Source organism: Nocardia sp. NPDC006630 (assembly GCF_040611495.1).
In the GTDB taxonomy this organism is placed as follows: domain Bacteria; phylum Actinomycetota; class Actinomycetes; order Mycobacteriales; family Mycobacteriaceae; genus Nocardia.
Map to the genome: position 1 here is coordinate 186,550 of NZ_JBEXOK010000003.1, position 22,538 is coordinate 209,087.

Here is a 22,538-nt window from a genome sequence, read left to right on the forward strand (position 1 = left end):
ATTGGATTCCTGAACTCGTTTGCCTGGCAGTGCTATTCGATCGCCGAATCGCCGCCGAGCGGATCCGGGCAACCGCACGATCCGCGCGCCACGAGCGTCGTTTCATGGGTGATCCGGCCCGGCGCCAACGGTGGATCGGCGATCTTGGCCAGGAGCCACTCGACCGCCGAGCGGCCCAGGCTCTCGAACGGCTGCCTCATCGTGGTCAGCGCGGGCACCGTATAGGCGCTGCCCTCGATACCGTCGAATGCGCAGATCGCGAGATCCTGCGGTACTCGTACACCGAGCTCGGCCGCAGCACGCAGCACCCCGAGCGCCTGCTCATCGCTCGCCACGAACAGCGCTTCCGGCCGATCCGGCCGGGCCAGCAGTTCGCGGCCCGCGCGATATCCGTAGGCCCGCCCGAACGGCGCATGCACCAGCATCCCGTCCGCCGGCGGCCGCCCCGAGTCGATGAGCGCCCGGCGCCACCCCGCGACGCGATCCACCGTCGGATGAATGCCCTCCAGGCCCGCGATGCAGCCGATCCGCGATAATCCGTGGCCCAGTAGATGTTTCGTCGCCGCATACGCCCCGCCCTCGTTGTTCACCAGGACGTGCGTCGCACCGGGCAGATCCAGCTCGCGATCGAGCACCAGGCGCGGAACCGCGGTTCCGGACAGCTCCGCGATCCAACTGCTCGCGCCGTGCGCGGGCGCCACGATCAGCCCGTCCACCTGCCGGTCGATCAAGATCCGGATATAGGTGGCCTCACGCTCGTCGTTGTCCATGGCATTGCCCAGCAGCAATGTGTACCCGGCTTCGAACGCGACATCCTCGATGGCCCTGGCGAGTTCGGCGAAGAACGGGTTGGAGTTGTCGGGCACCACCAGCCCGAGCGTCATGGTCCGGGACATCTTCAGGGAGCGGGCCACCGCATTGGGCCGATACCCCAGCTCGTTGACAGCCGCCACAATCCGGTCCCGGGTAGCGGGCGCCACCCGCCGCGGCCCGCCATTGAGTACATAACTGACCATGGCGTCCGACGTTCCCGCCAGCCGCGCAACATCGCGCCGCGTCACCATATCGACCTCAATCAACTCGTGTTGATTGAGGAGTATGCAGTGGATCACACCCGACTGACAAGCAGTACTTCGATAACGGTTCGATCACACACCCGGCGAACGCGCCGAAATCGTCAGGGCGCCAAACGCATTCCCGCGAAGCCGGCTCGTCTCGACGGGCGCTTGCCTGCAATTCGCCGGCTATCTCGCACTACCGCCACGACAAGCTGCTCGACACCCTCACCGATCCGGCCGGGAACTCATGCATTCCGGGCACACTCGCCCCGAGTGACCACATTGCCCAGGCATGGATCTGGTCGGCCAGACCAGGCGGCGAACCCTCTGAACGAGCGCGTGCCCGGCCTCCCGTTGGTGAGCGACTGCCAGCTGTCTCCTCACTGACTGAATGCTGCCGGGAGGCCGGGCGATCGACTACGTCAATGTTGGTTCTGAGCCACCATGTTCGGCTCAGCGATCCTGATGTGCGCGCTGACGCGCTTCCTCCAGATCGGCCTGTGCGCGATCCTTTTCCGCGAGCGCCTCATGCTTCGCCGCCTCGCGCTGAGATTCCGCTTTGTCCTGCTGGCTCCGGCCTTCCTGACGCAGGTCGTCGTCACCGAGAACAGCGCCGGCGGCTTCCTTGATCCGGCCCTTGACGTCCTCCGCGACGCCTTCGATACCTTCTCGCGAACCACTCTTGTCATGCTCGGACATGGGATGTTCCTTCACAGTCGAATTGCAGGGACATCCCGGTCCTACCCGCGAGTTCACATCCAAAACAGGTCTGGGACAAACCAATTCACCCCCACCGGGATCGCCGCTCTGCCGCCGTGGTTTGCCGATCGAGAGCAGCCCGGACGCGCCGAGGCTCTCGATCCACAAGGCTTTGGTGACCTATTCGGCGATTGCAGGACTTACGGATGCGCGCGCCGGACGTAGAGGGATTGCGAGGCTCGGGCTACGAGTGTGCCGTCGGCGGAGAGGATTTCGGTCGTGTGGGTGGTGATCGACTTCTCGCCGCGGGCGGTCGCGGACCGGATGGACTCGATCTGTGCCGGGTCGAGTTCCATGGTGGCGGTGACCGTGTCGCGGCCGGGGGCGAGGAAGTCGATGCTGCCCGTGGTGTTCCAGATGCGGTAGCCGGGGCCCAGTTGGCGGGCAGCCATGACCGCGTAGAACGGGTCGGTCATGGCGAAGAGGGTGCCGCCGAAGGCGGAACGATTCACATTCCAGTTCCACGGGCGGACTCGGTGGGTGACGCGGATGGCGGTCCAATCGGGTGCGACCCGGCGGACCCGTACTCCGGCGCAGAGGAAGGGCGGGTAGCAGTTCATCAATGCCGGGAACAGGCGCGGGCCGACGACCATGGCGCGCGCCGAGCGCGGCGGCGTGGAGCGGCCGGTGGCCGAGGTGAAGTCGGGCGGAGTCGACAATTCGGCGATGCCTTTCGGTGCGTGGGATGTGGTCTCAGCGCAGGGCCGGTGTGGCGCGCGGGGCCTCGCCGAGAAACGCTGGGACACAGGTGATTCGATTCCAGCCGGGCCGCGGCAATTCGCCTCCGGCGGGGATGGCCGCGGTGAACTCCGGCGCGGGTCCGACGATGGCATGTGCGTTGGTGCCGATAATGCCGAAGGAGCTCACCCCCGCCAGCGGGCCCGAATTCTCGGCCGACCACTGGGCCGTCCCGCCGGATATTCGAATGTCGGTGCCGGTCAGGTCGATACGCGGATTCAAGGTCTGGAAATGCGCGACCGGCGGCACCGTTCGTTCCCGGACGCAGAGGATGGCCTTGAGCAGTCCCACCACCCCCGAGGCGGCCTCGAGATGGCCGAGATTGGTCTTGGCCGATCCCACATGCAGTGCCCTACCGCCGTTTCGGCTGCCGAGTGCGGCGACAATGGCACTGACCTCGATCGGATCGCCCAGTGCGGTACCGGTGCCGTGCGCTTCGAGTAGTCCGATATCCGCAGGGGTACACCCGGCGTCCACCAGCGCCGCCTCGATCACCCGGCGCTGGGCGTCGGCGTTCGGTGCGCTGAAACCCGAGGAGCGACCGTCCTGATTGATCGCGGTGCCGTGAATGACGCCCAGCACGCGGTCACCGTCCCGTTGGGCGTCGGCCAGCCGCTTCAATACCACCATGGCGCAGCCCTCGCCGCGCACATAACCATTGGCCCGGGCGTCGAAGGTCTTGCAGAGACCATCGGGTGCAAGGGATTTGGTGTGGGTGATCATCCGGGTGGAGCCCGGCGACAGGATCAGATTGACGCCGCCGACCAGCGCGATATCGGATTCGCCGCGCCGCAGCGACCCGGCCGCGTGGTGCACCGCCACCAGCGATGAGGAACACGCGCTGTCGAATGCCACTGCGGGCCCGGTGAATCCGAAGGTGTAGGCGATACGACCGGCGGCGAAACTGTGGCCATTGCCCAGGGCCCAGTGGGCGTCGGCCTGCTGGCGGGCCCAGTCGGCGTAATCGTGCCGGCCGGTAATGCCCACGAAGACGCTGACCACATCGTCGCGCGCCGCGCCGGGCCGAATACCCGCGTGCGCCAAGGCTTCCCAGGACACTTCGAGCAGCATCCGGTGCTGCGGATCGATGGCCTGGGCCGCGCGCGGGCTGATCCCGAAGAAGTCCGGATCGAAATCCAGGGCGTCGTCGATGAAGCTGCCCTGGGTAGGCAGCCGATCCCACTCGTCCTCGAAGGGCCACCGCCTGTGCGGCGGCATACCCCCGATCAGGCTGCGCCCCTGCGCCAGTGCCGTCCAGTAACCGTCGAGATCGTTGATGCCGCCGCCCAGCCGGAGACCGGCGCCGACCACCGCGACCGGTCCGGTGGCGCTGTGCTGCGCCAGTTGTGCCCGCAACTGCCTGATCGTCTGGGTGGCACGGCGCAGCGCCGTACCGTCGGAGTCGCGGGGACTCGCGCTGTCCATGGGAGTACCTCCTGATATCCGGTGCTGTCAGCCGGCGGTCACGTCGATCCCGGACGCCGCGTCGGCCAGTCGTTCGCCGATCGCCACGGCCAGGGTCCCGGTGGTGCCGTAGGTCCACAGCAGCGTGGGTGAAAGCCTGAGTGTGAACGCCGATTCCAGCCGGTTGCGCAGCTCCAGACTCATGAGCGAATCGAGCCCGAGCGCCTTGAACGGTGCGCCCGGATCGAGATCGGCGGGCGGGATACGCAGCACGCGCGCGGCCACCTCGGTGATCTTCTCTCGCACCAGGATCTGCCGATCGGCAGCGGTCGCCCCCGCCAGCGCGGTGTGGAAATCGCCGCCGGCCGACCGCACCGGCCCGGTCGCGGCGCTGCGGCGCAGCACCTGCCAGCTCACCTGGGCGGCGGCGTCGGGATAGGCGTCGAACCACTGGCGCTGATCGAACGACAGGTACCCCACCACAGTGCGCTCGTCGCCGAGGAAGGTGGTCAGGGCGGTCCATGCCTCGCCGGTGGAGAAACTGCCCATGCCCTGCTCGGCCAGCCGGGCACCCCGATTCTCCTGTGCGGCAGCGAGACCGATCTCCGCGAAGGGCCCCCACTGGATGCTCAGTCCCGGTCGCCCCGCATGGCGACGGGCCAGGGCAAGCGCATCGAGATAGGCGTTCGCCGCGGCGTACGCGGACTGACCGGGATTGCCGATCAGCGCGGCGGCCGAGGAGAACAATACGAACAGGTCCAGCGGATCGGCCGCGGTGAGCGCGTCCAGATGCCGGGCGCCGTCGATCTTCGGCCGCAGTACCCGCTCCACCTGATCGGCATCGATGCCCAGCACGGTGGCATCTTCGAGCACCCCCGCGGCATGGAAGATCCCGCGCAGCGGCGGCAGCTCCGAACGGATCGAATCAAGCACGGCGGCAAGCGCTTTCATATCCGCGACGTCGGCCCGATAGCTGCGTACCGCCGTCGAACCCACCGACTCCGGTGCGCTGCGCCCGATCAGGGCCACCGCACCCGCGCCCTGGGCCAGCAGATACTCGGCCAGGCTGCGGCCCAGCGCGCCGTGCCCGCCGGTGATCACGTAGGTGCCGTTCGCCCGGAAACGCCCTTCCGGCAACGACTCCGGCACGATATCGGTGACCGTCTCCGGACCGGACAGCACCAACTTCCCGATATGTTCGCCCCGGGGCATATCCCGCAGCACCGAGGCGACGTCGGCGAAGTCGTGCACGGTGATCGGCGGGAGATCGAGCCGCCCCGCGCCGACCTGCCGCCATGCCGCACGCAATGCGGCGGCGAAACGTTCGGGCCGGCGTGTCATCAATCCGGCGAGATCGACCGCGGTGAAGCTGATTCCCTTCGCGAACGGCTTCAGCCCGAGCCGGCGGTCGGCGTAGATGTCCTTCTTGCCGACCTCGATGAAGCGGCCGTCCTCGGCGAGCACGTCGATGCCCAGATCGATCGCGACGCCGGTCAGAGAATTGAGCACCACATCAACGCCGCGACCACCCGTGGCCGCCCGCACCTCGTCCGCCCAGTCGAGCGCCCGGGAATCGAAAACATGCTCGATTCCGTGCTCGCGGCGCAGATAGGCCCTGCGCTCTTCCGTGCCCGCGGTGGCGATGATCCGTGCCCCGATGCTGCGGGCGACACCGATGGCGGCCAGCCCCAATCCTCCTGCGCCGGAATGGATCAGCACGGCCTCATCCGGTGCCAAGCGGGCGAGCGTGACCAGTGCGTGCCAGGCCGTTGTGATCACCATGGGTAATGCCGCGGCGAGATCGGACGCCATGGCCTCCGGAACCGGCTGCGTATGCTCGGCGCGCACCGTCAGATGCGATGCCAGCGCACCGAAACCGCAGCCCACCACCCGCTCCCCCACGGCTCGATCGCGCACCTCGGGACCGACGGCGCGAATCACACCCGCGCATTCGATGCCGAGCAGATCCCGCCCGGCCGAATCGTCGGGATAGGTCCCGGCCACCTTCATCGCATCGATGAAATTCAGTGCCGCCGCATCGATTTCGATCAGTACCTCCCCTGGTCCGGGCGGGCGCACCTCGAGCGACCGGTACCGCAGGCCCTCCCAGAACCGGCCGGAAGCAGAGGCGAGCCGGAACGGCTGCGCCGGCGTCTGCCATGGGCGCACGGGCGCAGTCACTTCCGGTTGCTCGCCCTGTTCGAGCTGCCCGAGACAGCGCTGCTCCGGGCGCAGCATCACTTGGTCCGCACCGCTGCGGGCCAGCAGTTCGGCCGCACAGTCGTCGAACCGCCGCTGCCGGTCGGCATCAGGGTGAGGCAGCGCAGTGAGATCGATGATCTCCGCGGAAAGTTCGGGGTGTTCGCGGCGCACGACGCGCACGAACCCCCAGAACAGCGCTCCGCCCGGATCCGGCCGCTCGGACGAGTCGACCGCCTGGGCTCCGGCGGTCACGACGACCAGACGCGGTGGCGTCGAGGTCGATCGGACACAGGCGCCGACGAGTTCGCCGAGTTCGATCAGGCCCCGGCGCTGTGCGCCCAGACCCTCCTGCTCCGTGGGCGCGAGGTAGACCACGGTGTCGACCTCGCTGTCGGCGGCGCCGTTCACGACTCCGGCCGAAGCACCGCGGCGTTGCAGGGCCGCAGCCAGCCCGGCGGTCGACGCCGAATCGCCGATCACGGCGAATGATCCTGTCGAGCTTCGTGTTTCATCTCGCGGGACACGGCACCAGGACAGTACGAATTCACGGTCGTACCGGCGGGAAGCGGTCTGTTCGTTATCGATCGAGACGAGTTCCAGACCCATGATCCGCGCCAGCGGTGCGCGGTGCGCATCGAAGAGATGGATATCGGCGCTGGTGCCCGACCGCCGGACCGCGTATGCCCAGGCGGTGTCGATGAATCCGGCCGGTTCGGCATCCAGCAGCAGTTCGGCGATCCCTGCGGGCAGCACGGTGCGTTCATCGTCGAACAGCGCCAATGCGGTTTGCATGGCGCTGTCCAGCAGTATGGCGTGCAGTTCACCCGCATGCGCCTGCGCTCCGGCGCGTTCGCCGAGGACAATCCTGGCCAGTGCGCACTGCCCGGTTCCCGTCTGCCAGCGCCGAAGTTCGCGCACGCCTCGAAAGTCCGGGCCATAGTTCAGTGCGCGCCGGGCGCAGGCCGCGTAGAAATCGGCAACCAGCAGCTCGGCATTCAACGGTGATTCGCCAGCACCGACCGGGAAGGGCAGCGGCGCAGCGGCCGGTGCGATCGTATGCAGCGCCCGTCCGCGCGCATGTACCGTCCAGCTGTTGGCATCGGCGGCCAGCGAGGCGATCTCGAAGCTCACTCCGGACGAGAAGTCCTGGCGCAGTGTGATTTCCACCCGCACCGGCGCGATCCCGAGCACGAGCTTCTCGACGAACCGCAGGCCCGACAACCCTGCCGGGTGGGCTCCGAGATGCGCACGGGTTGCTGCGAGGGCGAGCGCGGCCATCATCGCCCCGGGCATGACCACCGTCTCGCCGACCTGGTGATCGGCCAGCCACGGCAGCGATTCCAGGTCGATCGGGACCGTCGCCTGCCAGGCTCCGGCCTCGATGGCACTGGGGTACAACCGAAGTCGCAGCAGGTCCGCGCCGATCGGTACGGCCGAGCCGGACTCCGGCAACCAATGCGATTGCGCCCGCAGCGGATACGGCGGCAGCGCAATGGAGTTCGAGCGCATACCGGTACCGAAGGGCCGCAGTCCCGCGACGAAGGCGCGAGCCCGACTACGCGCCAGCTCTCGAACCGGATCGCAATCGCGATAGAACGACGGCAGCGCCACGGGCGGGTCAGTCCGCTCGGCAGCGAGCTGCTCGACGGCGGGCAACAGCACCGGGTGCGGGCTGATCTCGATCACATGCGTGACACCGGCATCGAACACCGCGCTCATCGCCTCAGCGAAACGCACAGGACTGCACAGGTTTTCCACCCAGTACTCACCGCTGAGATCGGTCGCGACCACGGCCTGCACCCGTACCGTCGACATCATCTCCACGCTGCCCGGCAGTATCCCCACGCTGCCCGGCGACATCTCCACGCTGCCGCGCAGTGGCGCGATCCCGGCGAACTCGGTCAGCAGCGGCAGGCGCAGTGCGTCCATCTGCGGACTGTGCGAGGCGTAATCCACCTTGACCATCCGGCAGAACACGCCGTCGGTAGCCAATATCTCGTTCAATGCCTCGAGGGAGTCCGTATCGCCGGACAGCACGCACGAGGTCGGCCCATTGTGCACCGCCAGTGCCACGACATCTTCGAATCCCGCTATGGCGCCGGGAATCTCGCCGATACCCAGCTCCACAGCCAGCATGCGGCCGGTCCCCGCGACCGTTCGCAGCAGCGCACTGCGCCGCGCCACGATGCGTGCGGCCTCGTCGATACCGAGCAACCCCGCTGCGGTCGCCGCCGCGATCTCGCCCTGGCTGTGGCCGATCACGACATCGGGCACGATCCCGGCCCGCCGCCAGACGGCCACAATGGCGAGCGACAGTGCCCACAGCACCGGCTGCACCTGATCGACATGCTCGAGCCACCCCGGCCCGGCGGCACCAGACAGCACCGCGACCGGATCCCAGTCGACATGCGGCCGCAATGCCACGGCACAGGCATCGACGGCCGCGGTGAAGTCGGGATCATGCCCGTAGAGCGCGGCGCTCAGACCATGCCACTGACTGCCCTGACCGGGGAAGACGAAGGCCGTGCGGCCGAGATCACGGGCCCGGCCCGACAGGATCGATGCCTGCTCGGCCGAGGGGTCATCGGCATGCTGTCGCAGCGCCCGTGCCACCTCACCCGGCGCGGTGCCCAGCACCGCGCTGCGCAGCGGCAGTGCCGGCGCGCCCCGGCCCAGCGCCGAACTGATCGCATCCAGTCGAGTGGGATCCGCATCCACCAGATCCGCGATATCGCGGCAGCGCTGTTGCAGCGCCTCGGCAGCATGCGCCGACACCGGCACAAAACCCAGGATGTCAGGGTCCGCCGCCGCCAGTGTGGCGGCAATATCCGCACCACGCAGCACCACATGCGCGTTGGTACCGCCCCACCCGAACGAGTTGACCCCGATGTGGACATCGGCTCCCGCACCGAGTGCGGTGTGCTCCCGCACGATTCGCAGGTTCAGATCATCGAAGGCGATATCGGGATTGGGCACCTCGGAGTGCAGGCTGGGCGGCACCACGCGGTGTTCGAGACACAGGACCGCCTTGACCAGTCCCGCAATGCCCGCAGCCGCTTCCAGATGACCGATATTGGTCTTGATCGAGCCGATCAGCAAAGGCCCACCGGCGGTACTGCGCCCGGTACCCAGCATCTCCCCGAGCGCCTGCGCCTCGATGGGATCGCCGCGGCGCGTACCGGTTCCATGCGCTTCCAGATAGCCGAGCCGGTCGATATCGAATCCACGTGCCAGGTAGGCCCGCCGCAGCAGATCGCGCTGACCGTCGATGCTCGGCGTCACCAGGCTCGCGCCGCCGCCGTCATTGTTCACCACGGTTTCCACGATCACCGCCCGCACGCGGTCACCGTCGCGCAGCGCGGCCCGCAGCGGTTTGAGATAGATCGCGACCACGCCCTCGCCCCGGACGAATCCGTCGGCATCCGCGCCGAAGGCCGCGCACCGCCCGCCCGCGGACAGTCCGCCGAAATGCGTGAGCCCGATCGAAACATCCGGTGCGAGAATCAGATTCACCCCACCGACCAGCGCCGCCTCGATATCCCCGGACCGGATGGCCCGCACCGCGAGGTCGAGTCCGACCAGCGCCGAGGAGCAGCCGGTCTCGACGGTCAGGCTGGGACCGGTCAGGCCGAGCGTGTAGGACAGCCGGGCGGCGATGACGTCCAGTGCGGTGCCGACCGCACTGTGCTGGCTCGCCCCGAGACCCCGCTGCTTGCGCAGGATCTCGTAGTCGTGCCAGGACGCCCCGATATAGACCCCGGTTCGGGTGCCGCGCAGAGCATCCGACACAACCCGGCCGTCTTCCAGTGCGCGCCAGGCCATTTCGAGCATGAGCCGCTGCTGCGGATCGATATCGGCGGCCTCTCGGGGTGACACGCCGAAGAACGCCGCATCGAATTCGCCGACACCCGTGAGGAACCCGCCGACGGCCTGAATCCGCCTGTCCCGGTCCAGCGGCGCCTGCGCATCCCATCGCTGCGGCGGCACCGGGCCGATCGCATCACCGCGCGTATTCAGCAACTCCCACAGGGCGTCGATATCGCCGGCGCCGGGAAACCGCCCCGCCATTCCGACGATCGCCACGGGCTCGCGCGAAGGCTCCGCGACTGTCGAGGACGCTGTGACGATCGAATGCGCTGTCACTCCCGAGGTCTCTGTCACTGCGACGTCGTGAACGAGTAGTGATCCATCGGGAAGTGCCGAGCTCGCCACCATGCGGTCAGCCCGGTCGACGGCCGGAACACCGGAGCGTCCCCGTGCTGGTCCAGGAACGTCGAGGTACGGCAGTCCCCCTGCAGGAACACCGATGTCGCCTGGCGCCGCTGCATATCGCGCACGAATGCCGCGTGCGGTTCCGGCTTGATCTCGACGCAGGTCGCGCCGCGCGCGTACATCTCCCGGATGCACCGAACGGCATGGATCGTCGAATTCTCGATCATCGGGAAGTACAGGGCGGTCAGCGAATACGTGGTGCTCAGCACGGCGAAACTGTTCGGCCAGCCCGGCATTGTCACGCCTTCGTAGGAACCGTGACGGTGCGTTTCGAAGTAATCGGCCAGGTCCACTCCATTACGGCCGATAATCGGGAACGGCGGATTGGCCCCGCGTTCGAAGGTGTTGAAACCCGTGGCCAGCACGAGGGTATCGAGTTCGCGATGCTCGCCGTCGGCAGTACTGATACCGGTTTCGGTGATGTGAACGATGTCCGCGGTCACGAGCTCGACATTGTCCCGTGCGAAAGTCCTGTGGTAGTTACTGGAGATTGCCGGACGCTTGCATCCGTACCGGTACTGCGGTGTCAGCTGCGCCCGCACTCGGTCGTCGGGGACCTGTTTACGCAAGGCCTTCAATGACAACCGCTCGATCAGTCGCACCAGTGCGGGCATCTTGAGCCGGAAGGCCAGATAGGCGATCGCCTCGTGCAAAACGTTGGACTGGAACCGGACCACCAGCAGCGCCAGCGGCATCACCCGGAACAGCACTTGCAGCAGACGCGGAATCCGCAGGTCCAGCTTCGGCACCACCCAGACCGGGGTCCGCTGAAAGACATGCAGCTGTTTCACCCGCTCGGCAATCGCCGGAACCAGCTGCACCGCCGACGATCCGGTGCCGATCACGCCGATTCGCTCGCCGTCGAGATCGTGTTCGTGATCCCATCGGGCACTGTGCATCACCTTCCCGGCGAACGTGTCCAGCCCCTCGATGGCGGGTATCCGCGGCCGGACCAGCGGGCCGTGCGCCACGATGAGGAACCGCGCCCGCAGCGGCCCCCGGCTGGTCTGTACCTCCCACAGGTGCTGCTCTTCGTCGAACGCCGTTCCGGTGACCTCGGTATCGAGTCGCAGACGCTGCCGCAGCTCGTACTTGTCGACACAGCGCTCGGCATACGCCTGGATCTCATGACCTTTGGGATAGGTGCGTGCGCTGCGCAGGTCCGGCTCGAAGGAGAAGGCGTAACTGCACATCGGAATGTCCACGGCGACATCGGGATAGGTATTGGCCTGCCACGCACCCCCGACGCTGTCCGCCTTCTCGAGGATGACGAAATCGTCGATACCCGCCTCCCGCAGGCGAATTCCGGCGCCGATACCGGCGAACCCGGCGCCGATCACCACGACCTCGACGCGGGTCTGCTCTGGGGAACTCACTGTGCGCTCTCCTCGTGCTGTGCCGCTTCCCGTTCCTGCCACCCGGCATTGGTGAGCCGGACGACCCCGCACCACAGCCGGGAACGCTCGAGCGGGCCGATTCCGGCGTCGGGCAGCAGGGCCGAGCCCCACAGCGGTGCGGGCGAACGCCGCCAGCGGGCCGCCGCGCGAAATGTGGAATGCGCCGCATCGATCGACCAGCCCTCGAAGAAGTCGAGGGGCGCGCCGAATTGCCAACGGGCGGTGCCGAGCCGGCGCCCCAGGATCACATTGACGGCCCGGAGCATGGCCGGTGACCAGTGGTCCATCATCCACCAGCGGATCGGCGCCCGCCGCAGCACCGCGGACAGCGCCCGCACCTCGCCGGGTTGCAGATAGGGCAGCAGTCCCTCGGTGAGCACCAGCGCGCGTTCGGCCCCGGCGGTCGCCTCGGCGAGGAATTCCGCCAGTGCGGCGGTATCGGTGACGTCGACCGGTACGACGATCCGGCGGCAGTTCGCCTTCTCACCGTCCAGCAGTGACTCCTTGTAGGCGCTCATCGCGGGCAAATCCGCTTCGTACCAATCGATCTCGCCCGGAATCGGGAGCCGATACGGCCGCGTGTCGAGCCCCGCGGCGAGATTGATCACGCGATCGCAGCCGTTGCGCAGCGAATCGAGGATCAGATCGTCGATGAGTTTGGTCCGCACCACCGTCGGCCACATGCTGGTGCCGGAGGCCAGCGCCGGGCCGCGGGGCCCCGCCAGCGTCGCCGCGAGCGGGTCGTGGAACAGCGCGTCGGGCCGGGCCGATTCGATCGCCCGGAAGGCCGCTACCCACCGGGCGGTATCGGAGACATCGCGCATGGTCGATTCGGTCATGAGGCGCTCCGGTCCCGCAGGTCCGTACCCGTGTCCCCGAGGGCGGCGTCCTCGAGCGCGGCGTCACCGAGCGAGCGGAAGGTGTAGTCCTCGAGCGGCGAGTGCCGGACCCGCCAGGCCGCCTCAGCGGTGCTCGTGGGCCGGAACAGGGGCACGTCACCGTTCTCGTCGAAATACCAACTGTGCGTGCGCTCGCAGTTCGAACGGTAGAACAGCGTCTTGTACTGGCGGCCGATCATCTCCTGCACATAGGTGGCGAAGGGTTCGGCTTTGATCTCCACGGCGGTCGCCTGCCGGCGGCGCGCTTCGAGAATGCAGCGCACCACATGATCGACACTGCTCTCGATGGTGACGAAGAAGGAACCGGTCATGGCGTACAGACCCGGCACGGTGAAGTTGTTCGGCATCTTGGGCAGCGTCAGGCCCTCGTACTGACCCTTGCGGTCCGCCAGGATGAGCTCGCGCAGATCCTGACCGCCCCGTCCCGTGGTCTTGAATCGGGGCAGATTGGTCGCATCGAGCGTTTCGAAACCCGTTGCCAGCACGAGCATGTCGATCTCGTGATGGTCACCGTCGACCGTCTGTACCCCGGTTTCGGTGATGGCGGCGATATCGGTGGTGACCAGATTGACGTTCTCGCGCGCGAAGGTCTTGTAGTAGGTGCTCGACATCGACGGGAACTTGCAGGCCATGCGGTAGTTCGGGGTCAGCTTCGCCCGGGTCACCGGATCGGGCACCCCGCGCCGCAGCGCGCTCATGATCACCGATTCCAGCATTTTCACCGAGGCGGGGATCTTGTACCGGAAGACGGCGTTGTAGAACACCTCGAGCCAGAACACCGCGATCCAGCGCGGAATGAACATCAGGAACGGCAGCATTCGATATCCGAAGCGCAATAGCCGGGGCAGCGGAAAGTCCGGTTTCGGCAGGACCCAGATCGGCGTGCGCTGAAAGACGTGCACCTGCTCGGCGATCTCGGCGGTCGCCGGGATGATCTGCACCGCGGAGGACCCGGTGCCGATCACACCGACCCGCTGGCCCTGCATATCGAGCGTGTGATCCCAACGCGCACTGTGGATTACCGGGCCCTTGAAGGAGTCCAGTCCCTCGATGTCCGGATATTTCGGCCGGCCCAGACCGCCGTAGGAAATGATGATAAATCGGGCGTGGACCGGCCCCTGGGTGGTGTCGAGCCGCCAGAAATGCCCGGCGTCGTCCCACGCCGCCCGCACCACCTCGGTATTGAGCCGCACATGCGGGCGCACGCCGTACTTGTCGACACACCGGTCGGCATAGGCCTTGATCTCGTGACCCCGGGCATACGCGTACTCCCAGTTCGGATTCCGCTCGAAGGAGAAGCTGTAACCCCAGACCGGAATATCCACCGCCACATCGGGATAGGTATTCCAATGCCACACGCCGCCGATGTCCTCCGCCTGCTCGAGGAGGGTGAAGTCGGTGATCCCGGCCTGGCGCAATTTGATTCCGGCGCAGATACCGGAGAATCCGGCGCCGATGACTGCTACCTCGAGCAGTGCGGGGGCTTTGTCGGTCATTTTCGCTTCCTGACGAACTCGCGGATACGGAGAGTGAAGGCGGTGCCGGACAGCGCGATTCGATACCTCCGCGACGGCGCCGGAGCGGGTGCGACCGCAAGGGCCACCGCCGATTCCGGCGCCATGAACATCGCGGTCGCATAGTCGGCGAACAGGTCGGCCGTGGCGAAGTCCTTGCGGGCCAGCAGTTCATCGAGCACCGCAGCCAACAGGGACGGGTCGGCGCGTTCGGCCACCTCGCCCATGACCCTGGGATTCATGTACGGCGCCGCATCGGCGACGAGCACCGGGTCCAGTTGCGACAGCATCGACATGGAGCGCTCGGTCCGGTTGTCCAGCAGCGCCGCACTGAGCGAACGGCCGAGCAGCCGGGGCGGCAGTATCCCGGTCGCCAGCGGCACCGCCACCCGCAGCGGGGCGAGTTGCCCCAGCCGGGTGATCCGCCCGTATTCGACGGCATAGCGGTCGTGCAGATGTGCCACCAGCCTGTCGCGCAGCGCCGAAAGCTCTTCCGCGCCTGCCTGTTCGAGATACGCGATGCGCACCGGGTCCACCTGCAGGGCTTCGGCCACCTTGCGGAGCTGAATCTGTGTCGCGCGCTCGGTCATGACCGCCGCCCCAGCAGGACCGCGCCCACCAGCGCGCGGACGGGACGCGGCCGCGCCGCATTCTTTTCCGCCAGTTCCTGTCTCGCCTTCGCGCGATCGCGCCGGGGCGTGGTCTCGAGCAGGGACAGCAGATCGGCGCACTGATCGTCGGACAGCACGTCGAGGGCGGGCAGGCGCGCACCGAGTTCCCGCTCGAGGACGGCTCTGGGATCTGTCGTCTGGGTCATCGTGGTAGTTGTCCTTTGTCACCGGTGGCGTGACGAGCGAACGCGCCCGCCACTCGCATCGCCCGATCCACGGTCCGCCGGGCGAGCGCGTTCGATCGCGTGGAATCGTCTGGAGCGGGCAGGATTTGACACAGCAGCGGATCGGGCAGTCCGCGCCGCCGCCATTCGCGCGGATAGCCGATGGACACCTCCTCGAACCGCACACCATCGATATGATCGGTGCGGCGCAGGTGCAGGTGCCCGTAGACCGCACAGGCCACGTGGTATCGGCGATGCCAGTCCGCGGTGAGATCGGTGCCGCACCACATCGCGAACTCCGGCCGGAACAGGCGATCGGTCGGAGTGCGCACCAGCGGAAAGTGATTGATCAGCACCAGCGGCACGGCCGGGTCCAGCCCGTCCAGTCGCTCGCGGGTATAGCGCACGCGTTCGGCGCACCACTGCTCCCGAGAGGCGTACGGGTCATGGGCGAGCAAGTGCTCGTCGGTGGCCACGGTGCCTCTGGCCTCCGCGAGCGCCAAACCCGCTGCCTTGGTGTGCACCCCGCGCGGCAGGAAGGAGTAGTCGTAGAGCAGGAACATCGGCACGAGCACCGCGGGTCCGCCCGCTCCCTCCCACACCGGATAGGGATCCTCCGGCGTCACCACGTCGATCTCGCGGCAGACCTCGACCAGATGCCGATATCGCCCCGCACCCCGTAGATGCCCGGGATCGAGTGCGGTGGTCCACAATTCGTGGTTCCCCGGCACCCAGATCACCTTGGCGAACCGCTCGCGCAGGGCCGAGAGCGCCCAGCGGATGCTCTCGGTCTTCTCCGCCACATCGCCGGCCACGATCAACCAGTCCTGCGGTGAGTTCGGCCGGATCCGCTCGACCACCTCACGGTTGCCGAGGTGGCTGATATGCAGATCACTCACCGCGAGCAGGGAACTCACGCCGCGCCCTCCGCCGAGCCCACCGCCACGCTCTCGCTCGCGCGCAGGCGTCCCATGGAGCCGGTCAGGCGCGCCATGAGCTCCTCGGGCACCGGGCCGCCGTCGTGAATGGCGGACAGGCGCTCGAGCAGCATCTCGACCTCGGCGATGATCGGATCGGCCAGCTCCGCGTCCTCCGGGGTGATCTGGTCCATGACGTGCCGGGCCAGCAGGCTGACCGTCGGGTACTGGAAGATCACCGAATTGGCGAGCTTCACACCGGTCAGCGCCCGCAGATGGGTACCGAGTTCGATCGAGCTGAGCGAATCGATGCCCATTTCGGTGAACTCCCGATCCGGTTGCACCGCATCGGGTGAGGAGTAACCCAGCACCATGGAGATGGGCGTTTTGAGCAGCTCGATCACCGTCTCGTGCTGTTCCGACGGGCTCAGTCCGGCCAGCCGCTTGGCCAGCTGCGTCGGATCACCCATCTGCTGGGTGGCCCGCGGCCGCGCATGCAGCAGCGCCCGGAAGAACGGGGGCAGTTCCGCCACCGACTGGGCCATGCGCAGCAGCGACAGATCCATGCCGATCGGCAGTGCGTACGGCTGTCCGGTGCGCAGTGCGGCATCGAACAGGCCCAGGGCCTCCGCGGTCGGAATCGGGGTGATGCCCATGCGGCCGAGCCGGGCACGGTCCTTCTCGTCCATCCCACCGGTATTGGACGTGTCCTCGGCCCACCAGCCCCACGCCATGGCGGTCGCGGGCAGTCCACGGTAGTACCGGTGCCGGGCCAGACTGTCCAGGAAGACATTGGCCGCGCCGTAGTTGGCCTGCCCGGCCGCGCCGAAAGTGCCTGCCGCCGACGAGAACAGCACGAACATCGACAGATCCAGATGCTGGGTCAGCTCGTGCAGATACCAGGCGCCGTTGGCCTTGGCGGGCAGGACGGCGTCCAGGTGCCCGGTGGTGAGTGCGGCGAAGGTCGCATCGGCCAGGGTGGCCGCCAGATGGACGACCGCGCCGATCGGATGCGCGGCGGGCACCTGGGCGATCACTGCGGCCAGCGCGTCGCGATCACTGGCATCGCAGGCCGCCACCCGCACCTGCGCGCCCGCCTCTCCCAATTCGGCGATCAGTTCGGCGATTCCGCCGGCCGTGGCGCCGCTGCGACTGGTGAGCAGCAGGTGCTTGGCGCCGTAGGCGGACACCAGATGGCGGGCGATGATCCCGCCGATCTTGCCGGTACCGCCGGTGATCAGCACGGTGCTGTCGGGATCGAAGGCGGACGGCCAGGTGAGCACCACCTTGCCGATATGCCGTGCCTCACCGAGGTGACGCAGGGCGGCGGCCGCGTGCCGCACATCGAATCGGGTCAGGGGCAGCGGTCCGAGAGCGCCGCTCGAGAAGAGCGCCGACAACTCGGAGAGCATGGCGCCCAGGACATTCGGGTCGAGCGCGCCCAGTTCGAACGAAGCGTAGGACACCCCGGACTCCGCACGGACCGCCTCCGGCTCACGCACCGCATCCCTGGCGATCTCGACGAACCGGCCGGTGGCGGACAGTAGGCCGAGCGAATCGCCGGTGCGGTTGCCGGGCAACAGGTTCAGCACGATATCGAGGCCGCGTTCGCTCGCGAACTGGGTCGCGAACTGTCCGGATCGCGAATCAGCGATGTGGTCCTCGGCGAATCCCATACCGCGCAACACATCCCACTTGGGCGTGCTCGCCGTCGCGAATACCTCCAGGCCGAGATGCCGGGCCAGGTTCACCGCGGCCGTGCCGACGCCGCCGGTCGCGGCGTGCACCAGCACCCGCTCGCCCGACTGCGCCGCCGCGATATCGCGAAGGCCGTGCAGGGCCGTGAGATACGCGACGGGCGCGGCCGCGGCCTGTGCGAACGACCATGCCGCAGGTACCACCGCGAGCAGCCGGTGATCGGTGGCCGCGGTCGCGGCGATCTCGTCGAACAATCCGAAAACCCGGTCACCCGTCGCGATTCCGGTCACATCCGCACCCACCGCGAGCACAACACCGGCGGCTTCGTGCACCAGGCGTGTCGGTGTGCCGGTCCCGGCGCCGACACCGGTCAGCGCGACGGGGAACGAGAGCCCGGCGGCGCGCTGTTCGACCAGCACGGCGCCCCGGGCGAGTTCGGCATCGGCACCGGTGACCTCGGCCAGGGCCACATCCTCGAGATTGCCCGACGCCGGAATGTCGAGCCGCCAGGCCCCGGACAGCCGGGCGCCGGCGGTGGCCGCCGCATCGAGACCGGAACGGATTCGCCTGCCGAAGAATTCGCCGCGCCGCAGCGCCAATTCGGGTTCGTCGAGCTGCACCGCGGTGGCGAGCTGATCGAGGCTGATACCGGCCTCGTCGAGATCGACCTGCACAATCCGGTCCTGGTATTCGGACTGCGCGCTGCGTACCAGGGCCCACACCGTGGCGCCCGCCAGATCGGAGATGTCCTCGGCGGCCGTGACGGCCTGCACGCCGCGACTGAGAATGACGAGCTTCGTCTCGGCGAATCGTGCGTCGGCCAGCCAGGTTTGCAGCTGCGCCAGCATGTCCGCCAGTTCCGCACGCACCGCCTCGGCCGGATGCGCACCCGGCTCCGCGCCGGTCGATACGGCCACCCGGGACAGCACCACCACCTTCGGAATCTCGGTCTCGGTGCCGGATCCCATTGCGGCATAGAAGGACTCGAGATCCGCATAGGTGACCGGGCCGTCGTCGCCGTGCACGCCGAGCGGCTGGCTGCCGACCACGGCCCATTCGCCCTGACGCGCGGAGTAGCGCGCCCGCTGCGCCGCAACGGTCAGCCAGTCGACGCTGAACAGCGAATCCTGCCGACCGGACAGGCCGCGGGTGGCGAGTTTGGTCATCGAAATGGTGCGCACCTGCAGGGTGCCGGCGGCGACAATGCGCCCGGCGCTGTCACCGAGCACCCAGCGCAGGCGATCGGTGCCCGCCGGAGTCAGCTTGACCCGCAACGCCTTCGCGCCCACCGCGCGCAGTTCGACGCGTTCCCAGGCGAATGGGAGCCGGATCGCGCCCGCTTCCGAGGGCATGAGCGCCGCCGCCGCGGATCCGGTCTGCATGGCGGCATCCAGCAGCGCCGGATGCAGTCCGTATTTGTCCGAGTCGGCCACCGAATCCGGCAGCGCGACCTCGGCGAAGATATCGTCGCCGCGCCGCCAGACCGCCTTCATGCCCTGGAAGACCGGGCCGTACTGATAACCGAGCGCGGCCAGGGTCTCGTACGCGGGCCCGGGCTCCATCGCCTGCACCGCACCGACGGGCGGCCACAGTTCCAGCCCCTGGGCGTCGGTCTCCGTGGTCCGGGAAGCCGTGGTGAGGTGCCCGTCGGCGTGCAGGCTCCACTGGCTCTGGCCGAGTTCACCGTCCTTGTCCTCGGGACGGGAGTAGATGGCCACCGAGCGCCGGCCGGGCTTCACCAGTTCGCCCACCACGAGCTGCAGGTGAATGGCGCCCTCGGTGGGCAGCGTGACCGGGGAGTACATGGTCAGCTTCTCGACCTGGGGTGCGCCCAGCTTGTCACCGGCGTGTAATGCCAACTCCAGCAGTAGCGCACCGGGCAGCAGCACATTGCCGTGCAGGGCATGATCGGCGATCCAGGCATGGGTGGCCAGAGAGATGCGGGTGCTGAACTGGAAACGGTCCGCGCCCGGCAGTTCGACCACCGCACCGAGCAGCGGGTGCCCGGCCTCGGCCAGACCCAGACCGCTGGGCTTGCCGCCCGCCCCGGAAACACTGGCCAGCCAGTACTTCTGGCGCTGGAATGCGTAGGTGGGCAACTGGATCGACCGCGCGGAGCCGGCGGGATAGATCGCGGACCAGTTCGGCGAGACGCCCTGGACGTGCGCTTCGGACACGGAGGCGAGGAAGCGCTCGATCCCGGCGTCCTCCCGCTTGAGCGAGCCGGCGACGAGGCAGGAATCGGCGAAGGCGCCCAGGGATTCGTGCATGGCGGCGGTCAGTACCGGGTTCACGCTCATCTCGAGGAAGGCGTTGTAGCCGGACTGGAATGCGGCCTGGAAGCCCTGCTCGAAGCTGACGGCTTCGCGCAGATTGCGGAACCAGTAGTCCGGACCCAGATTGTCGGTGGACAATTCGTCGCCGGTGACCGTGGAGAAGAAGGTGATATCGCTGCCCCGCGCGGTGATCGGGGCCACCGCGGCGTCGAGCTGCTCGCGCAGCACATCGACATGGCGGGTGTGCGCGGCGTAGTCGACCGGAACCTGCCTGGCGCGCACGGCTTCTCGCTCGCAGACCGCGAGGATTCGGGCCACGGCGTCCACACCACCGGCGACCACCGTGGTGGACGGGGAATTGACCGCGGCCAGGTAGAGGTCGTCGATACCGGCCATCAGTTCGCGGACGCGGGCGGCCGGGGCATTGATCGAGGCCATGCCGCCGGTACCGGCCAACTCGCGCAGCGGCCTACTGCGCAGCGTCACGATCCGGGCGGCATCGCCGAGCGAGAGCGCACCGGCGACATACGCGGCGGCGACCTCGCCCTGCGAGTGCCCGAGCACGGCGGCGGGCACGATGCCCAGTGAACGCCACAGTGCCGCAAGGGAAACCATGGTCGCGAAGAGGGCGGGCTGTACCACGTCGACCCGGTCGAGCGAGGGTGCGCCCGCCGTCTCGTTCAGCACATCGGTCAGCGACCAGTCGACGAACTCCGACAGTGCCGCCTCGCATTCGGCGATCTTCGCCGCGAATACCGGGGATTCGGTCATCAGCTGCGCCGCCATGCCCGCGTACTGCGCGCCCTGACCGGGGAAGACGAAAACGACCTGACGCTCGGCGGCCTGGCCGCGAATCGGCCCGACCGGCACGCTGTCCGCCACCGCCGCCAGACCGGCGAGCAGATCGACCCGGTTGCCGCCGAGCACGACCGCGCGATGGTCGAACGTGGCGCGGCTCGCGGTGAGCGCATGGCCCACCTCACGTGAGGTGAACTCCGGATGCGCCCTGACATGCTCGGCGAGTCGCGCGGCCTGCTCGGCCAGCGCCTCGGGCGTCTTACCGGAGATGGGCCACACCGCAAGTGGCACTTGCCGTTCCAGGTCGACGGGCGTGATCGGCTGCGCCGGGGGCGCCTGCTCGAGAATGACGTGGGCATTGGTTCCGCTGATGCCGAACGAGGAGACGCCGGCCCGGCGCGGTCCGCCGCGGTCCGGCCACGGGGCGGATTCGGTGATGAGATCGACTGTCCCGGCGGACCAGTCGACGGCCGCGGTCGGCTCGCTCACATTCACGGTGGGCGGCACGATCCCGTGCCGCATGGCCTGGATCATTTTCATCACGCCCGCGATGCCCGCGGCGGCCTGGGTGTGCCCGAAGTTCCCCTTGATGGAACCCAGCAGCAGCGGTGCGGTGGCCGAATGGTCCCGGCCGTAGGTGGTGAACAGGGCTTCGAGCTCGATGGGATCGCCCACCGGCGTGCCGGTTCCATGCCCTTCGACCACATCGATATCGGCGCCCGCGAGATCGGCGTCGGCCAGCGCGGCCCGGATCAGCTTCTGCTGCGCCGAGGTGCTGGGCACGGTCAGACCCTTGGTGGCGCCGTCCTGATTCACCGCGGCGCCGCGCATGAGGGCGAGCACCTCGTGGCCCTGACGCCGGGCATCGGAGAGCCGCTCGAGCACCAGTACGGCCACGCCCTCGGACATGCAGAAGCCGTCGGCGTCGGCCGAATACGGCTTGCTGCGACCGACTTTGGAGATGGCGCCGTGCTGGCCGAGCGCGAAGAATCCGGTCAGCGTCGACATGATCGAGACTCCGCCGACCAGGGCGAGCGAACATTCGCCCGCCTCCAGCGCCCGGGCCGCCAGATGCATCGCCACCAGCGAGGACGAGCAGGCCGTGTCGATACTCATCGTCGGACCCTGCAGGCCCAGGATGTAGGACACGCGGCCGGAGAGCACGCTCTGGCTCACGCCCATGGCCACATATCCCGGATCGAGATCCTGCTGGCCCGGAATCAGATACGCGTAGTCCCCGCCCATGGCGCCGATGTAGACGCCGGTATCGGTGTCCCGCAGCGTCGTCGGGTCGATGCCCGCGTATTCCAGGGCCTGCCAGCTGGTTTCGAGCACCATCCGCTGCTGCGGATCCATGGCCTTGGCTTCCCGGGGACTGATTCCGAAGAACTCCGGATCGAATTCGCCCGGCTCGTCGATAAAGCCGCCCATCGGCGCCATGGCCGCGGCGATCTCGGGTGATGCCATATCAGCGAGCTCGGTCATAGACCGATCGGGCGGAAATTTGCTGGAAATGTGCCGACTATTAACCAGGAACTGCCATAGCGATTCCGGCGAATCGATGCCACCCGGAAAACGACACGCCATGCCGACGACCGCGATCGGGTCGCCAGAGAGAATGCGATCAGTCACGACTGCCCCCATATGGATAGAGATGTCCCGTTCCGGTAGGTAGAACAGGACCAAGAATCGAAGAAGTGTCCGCCGCGCTTTTGCGACACCAAAGCGCCTCTGCCAGATGGTCATTGCGGTGACGAGCGAGAAGGTACCG

At 67.8% G+C, this 22,538-nt stretch carries 12 protein-coding genes; all 12 read right to left on the reverse strand.

Annotated features, from left to right (window positions below; genetic code table 11):
* Positions 1-32: 32 nt before the first annotated feature.
* The gene (locus tag ABZX86_RS09030) at positions 33-1,064 is read right to left on the reverse strand and encodes a LacI family DNA-binding transcriptional regulator (protein WP_355121616.1); all 1,032 of its coding nucleotides are present in this window, start codon (positions 1,062-1,064) and stop codon (positions 33-35) included.
* A gap of 447 nt (positions 1,065-1,511) precedes the next feature.
* Complete coding sequence (locus ABZX86_RS09035; protein ID WP_355121618.1) at positions 1,512-1,757, reverse strand: CsbD family protein; 246 nt, start codon at positions 1,755-1,757, stop codon at positions 1,512-1,514.
* Between the two features lie 200 nt (positions 1,758-1,957).
* Positions 1,958-2,476 carry a DUF4442 domain-containing protein gene (locus ABZX86_RS09040; RefSeq protein WP_355121620.1) on the reverse strand — a complete coding sequence of 173 codons (519 nt, stop codon included), beginning with the start codon at positions 2,474-2,476 and terminating at the stop codon, positions 1,958-1,960.
* Positions 2,477-2,510: 34 nt separating this feature from the next.
* Positions 2,511-3,980, reverse strand: a complete 1,470-nt coding sequence (locus ABZX86_RS09045; protein WP_355121622.1) for a polyketide synthase — start codon at positions 3,978-3,980, stop codon at positions 2,511-2,513.
* A 27-nt stretch (positions 3,981-4,007) separates the two neighbouring features.
* Entirely contained in the window at positions 4,008-10,322 is a 6,315-nt protein-coding gene (locus ABZX86_RS09050) for an SDR family NAD(P)-dependent oxidoreductase (protein ID WP_355121624.1), read from the reverse strand.
* Positions 10,319-11,809: an NAD(P)/FAD-dependent oxidoreductase gene (locus ABZX86_RS09055; RefSeq protein WP_355121626.1), complete on the reverse strand. Its 1,491-nt coding sequence runs from the start codon at positions 11,807-11,809 to the stop codon at positions 10,319-10,321. The genes ABZX86_RS09050 and ABZX86_RS09055 overlap by 4 nt, the downstream gene beginning before the upstream one ends.
* A complete protein-coding gene (locus ABZX86_RS09060) occupies positions 11,806-12,669 on the reverse strand; it encodes an SAM-dependent methyltransferase (protein WP_355121628.1) in 864 nt (287 codons plus the stop codon). Before ABZX86_RS09060 ends, ABZX86_RS09055 begins: the two co-directional genes overlap by 4 nt.
* A complete protein-coding gene (locus ABZX86_RS09065) occupies positions 12,666-14,225 on the reverse strand; it encodes an NAD(P)/FAD-dependent oxidoreductase (protein ID WP_355121630.1) in 1,560 nt (519 codons plus the stop codon). The genes ABZX86_RS09060 and ABZX86_RS09065 overlap by 4 nt, the downstream gene beginning before the upstream one ends.
* Complete coding sequence (locus ABZX86_RS09070) at positions 14,222-14,833, reverse strand: hypothetical protein (protein ID WP_355121632.1); 612 nt, start codon at positions 14,831-14,833, stop codon at positions 14,222-14,224. Before ABZX86_RS09070 ends, ABZX86_RS09065 begins: the two co-directional genes overlap by 4 nt.
* The gene (locus ABZX86_RS09075; protein ID WP_355121634.1) at positions 14,830-15,060 is read right to left on the reverse strand and encodes a hypothetical protein; all 231 of its coding nucleotides are present in this window, start codon (positions 15,058-15,060) and stop codon (positions 14,830-14,832) included. Before ABZX86_RS09075 ends, ABZX86_RS09070 begins: the two co-directional genes overlap by 4 nt.
* Entirely contained in the window at positions 15,057-15,995 is a 939-nt protein-coding gene (locus ABZX86_RS09080; RefSeq protein WP_355121636.1) for a metallophosphoesterase, read from the reverse strand. Before ABZX86_RS09080 ends, ABZX86_RS09075 begins: the two co-directional genes overlap by 4 nt.
* Complete coding sequence (locus ABZX86_RS09085; protein ID WP_355121638.1) at positions 15,992-22,513, reverse strand: type I polyketide synthase; 6,522 nt, start codon at positions 22,511-22,513, stop codon at positions 15,992-15,994. The genes ABZX86_RS09080 and ABZX86_RS09085 overlap by 4 nt, the downstream gene beginning before the upstream one ends.
* Positions 22,514-22,538: the final 25 nt, after the last annotated feature.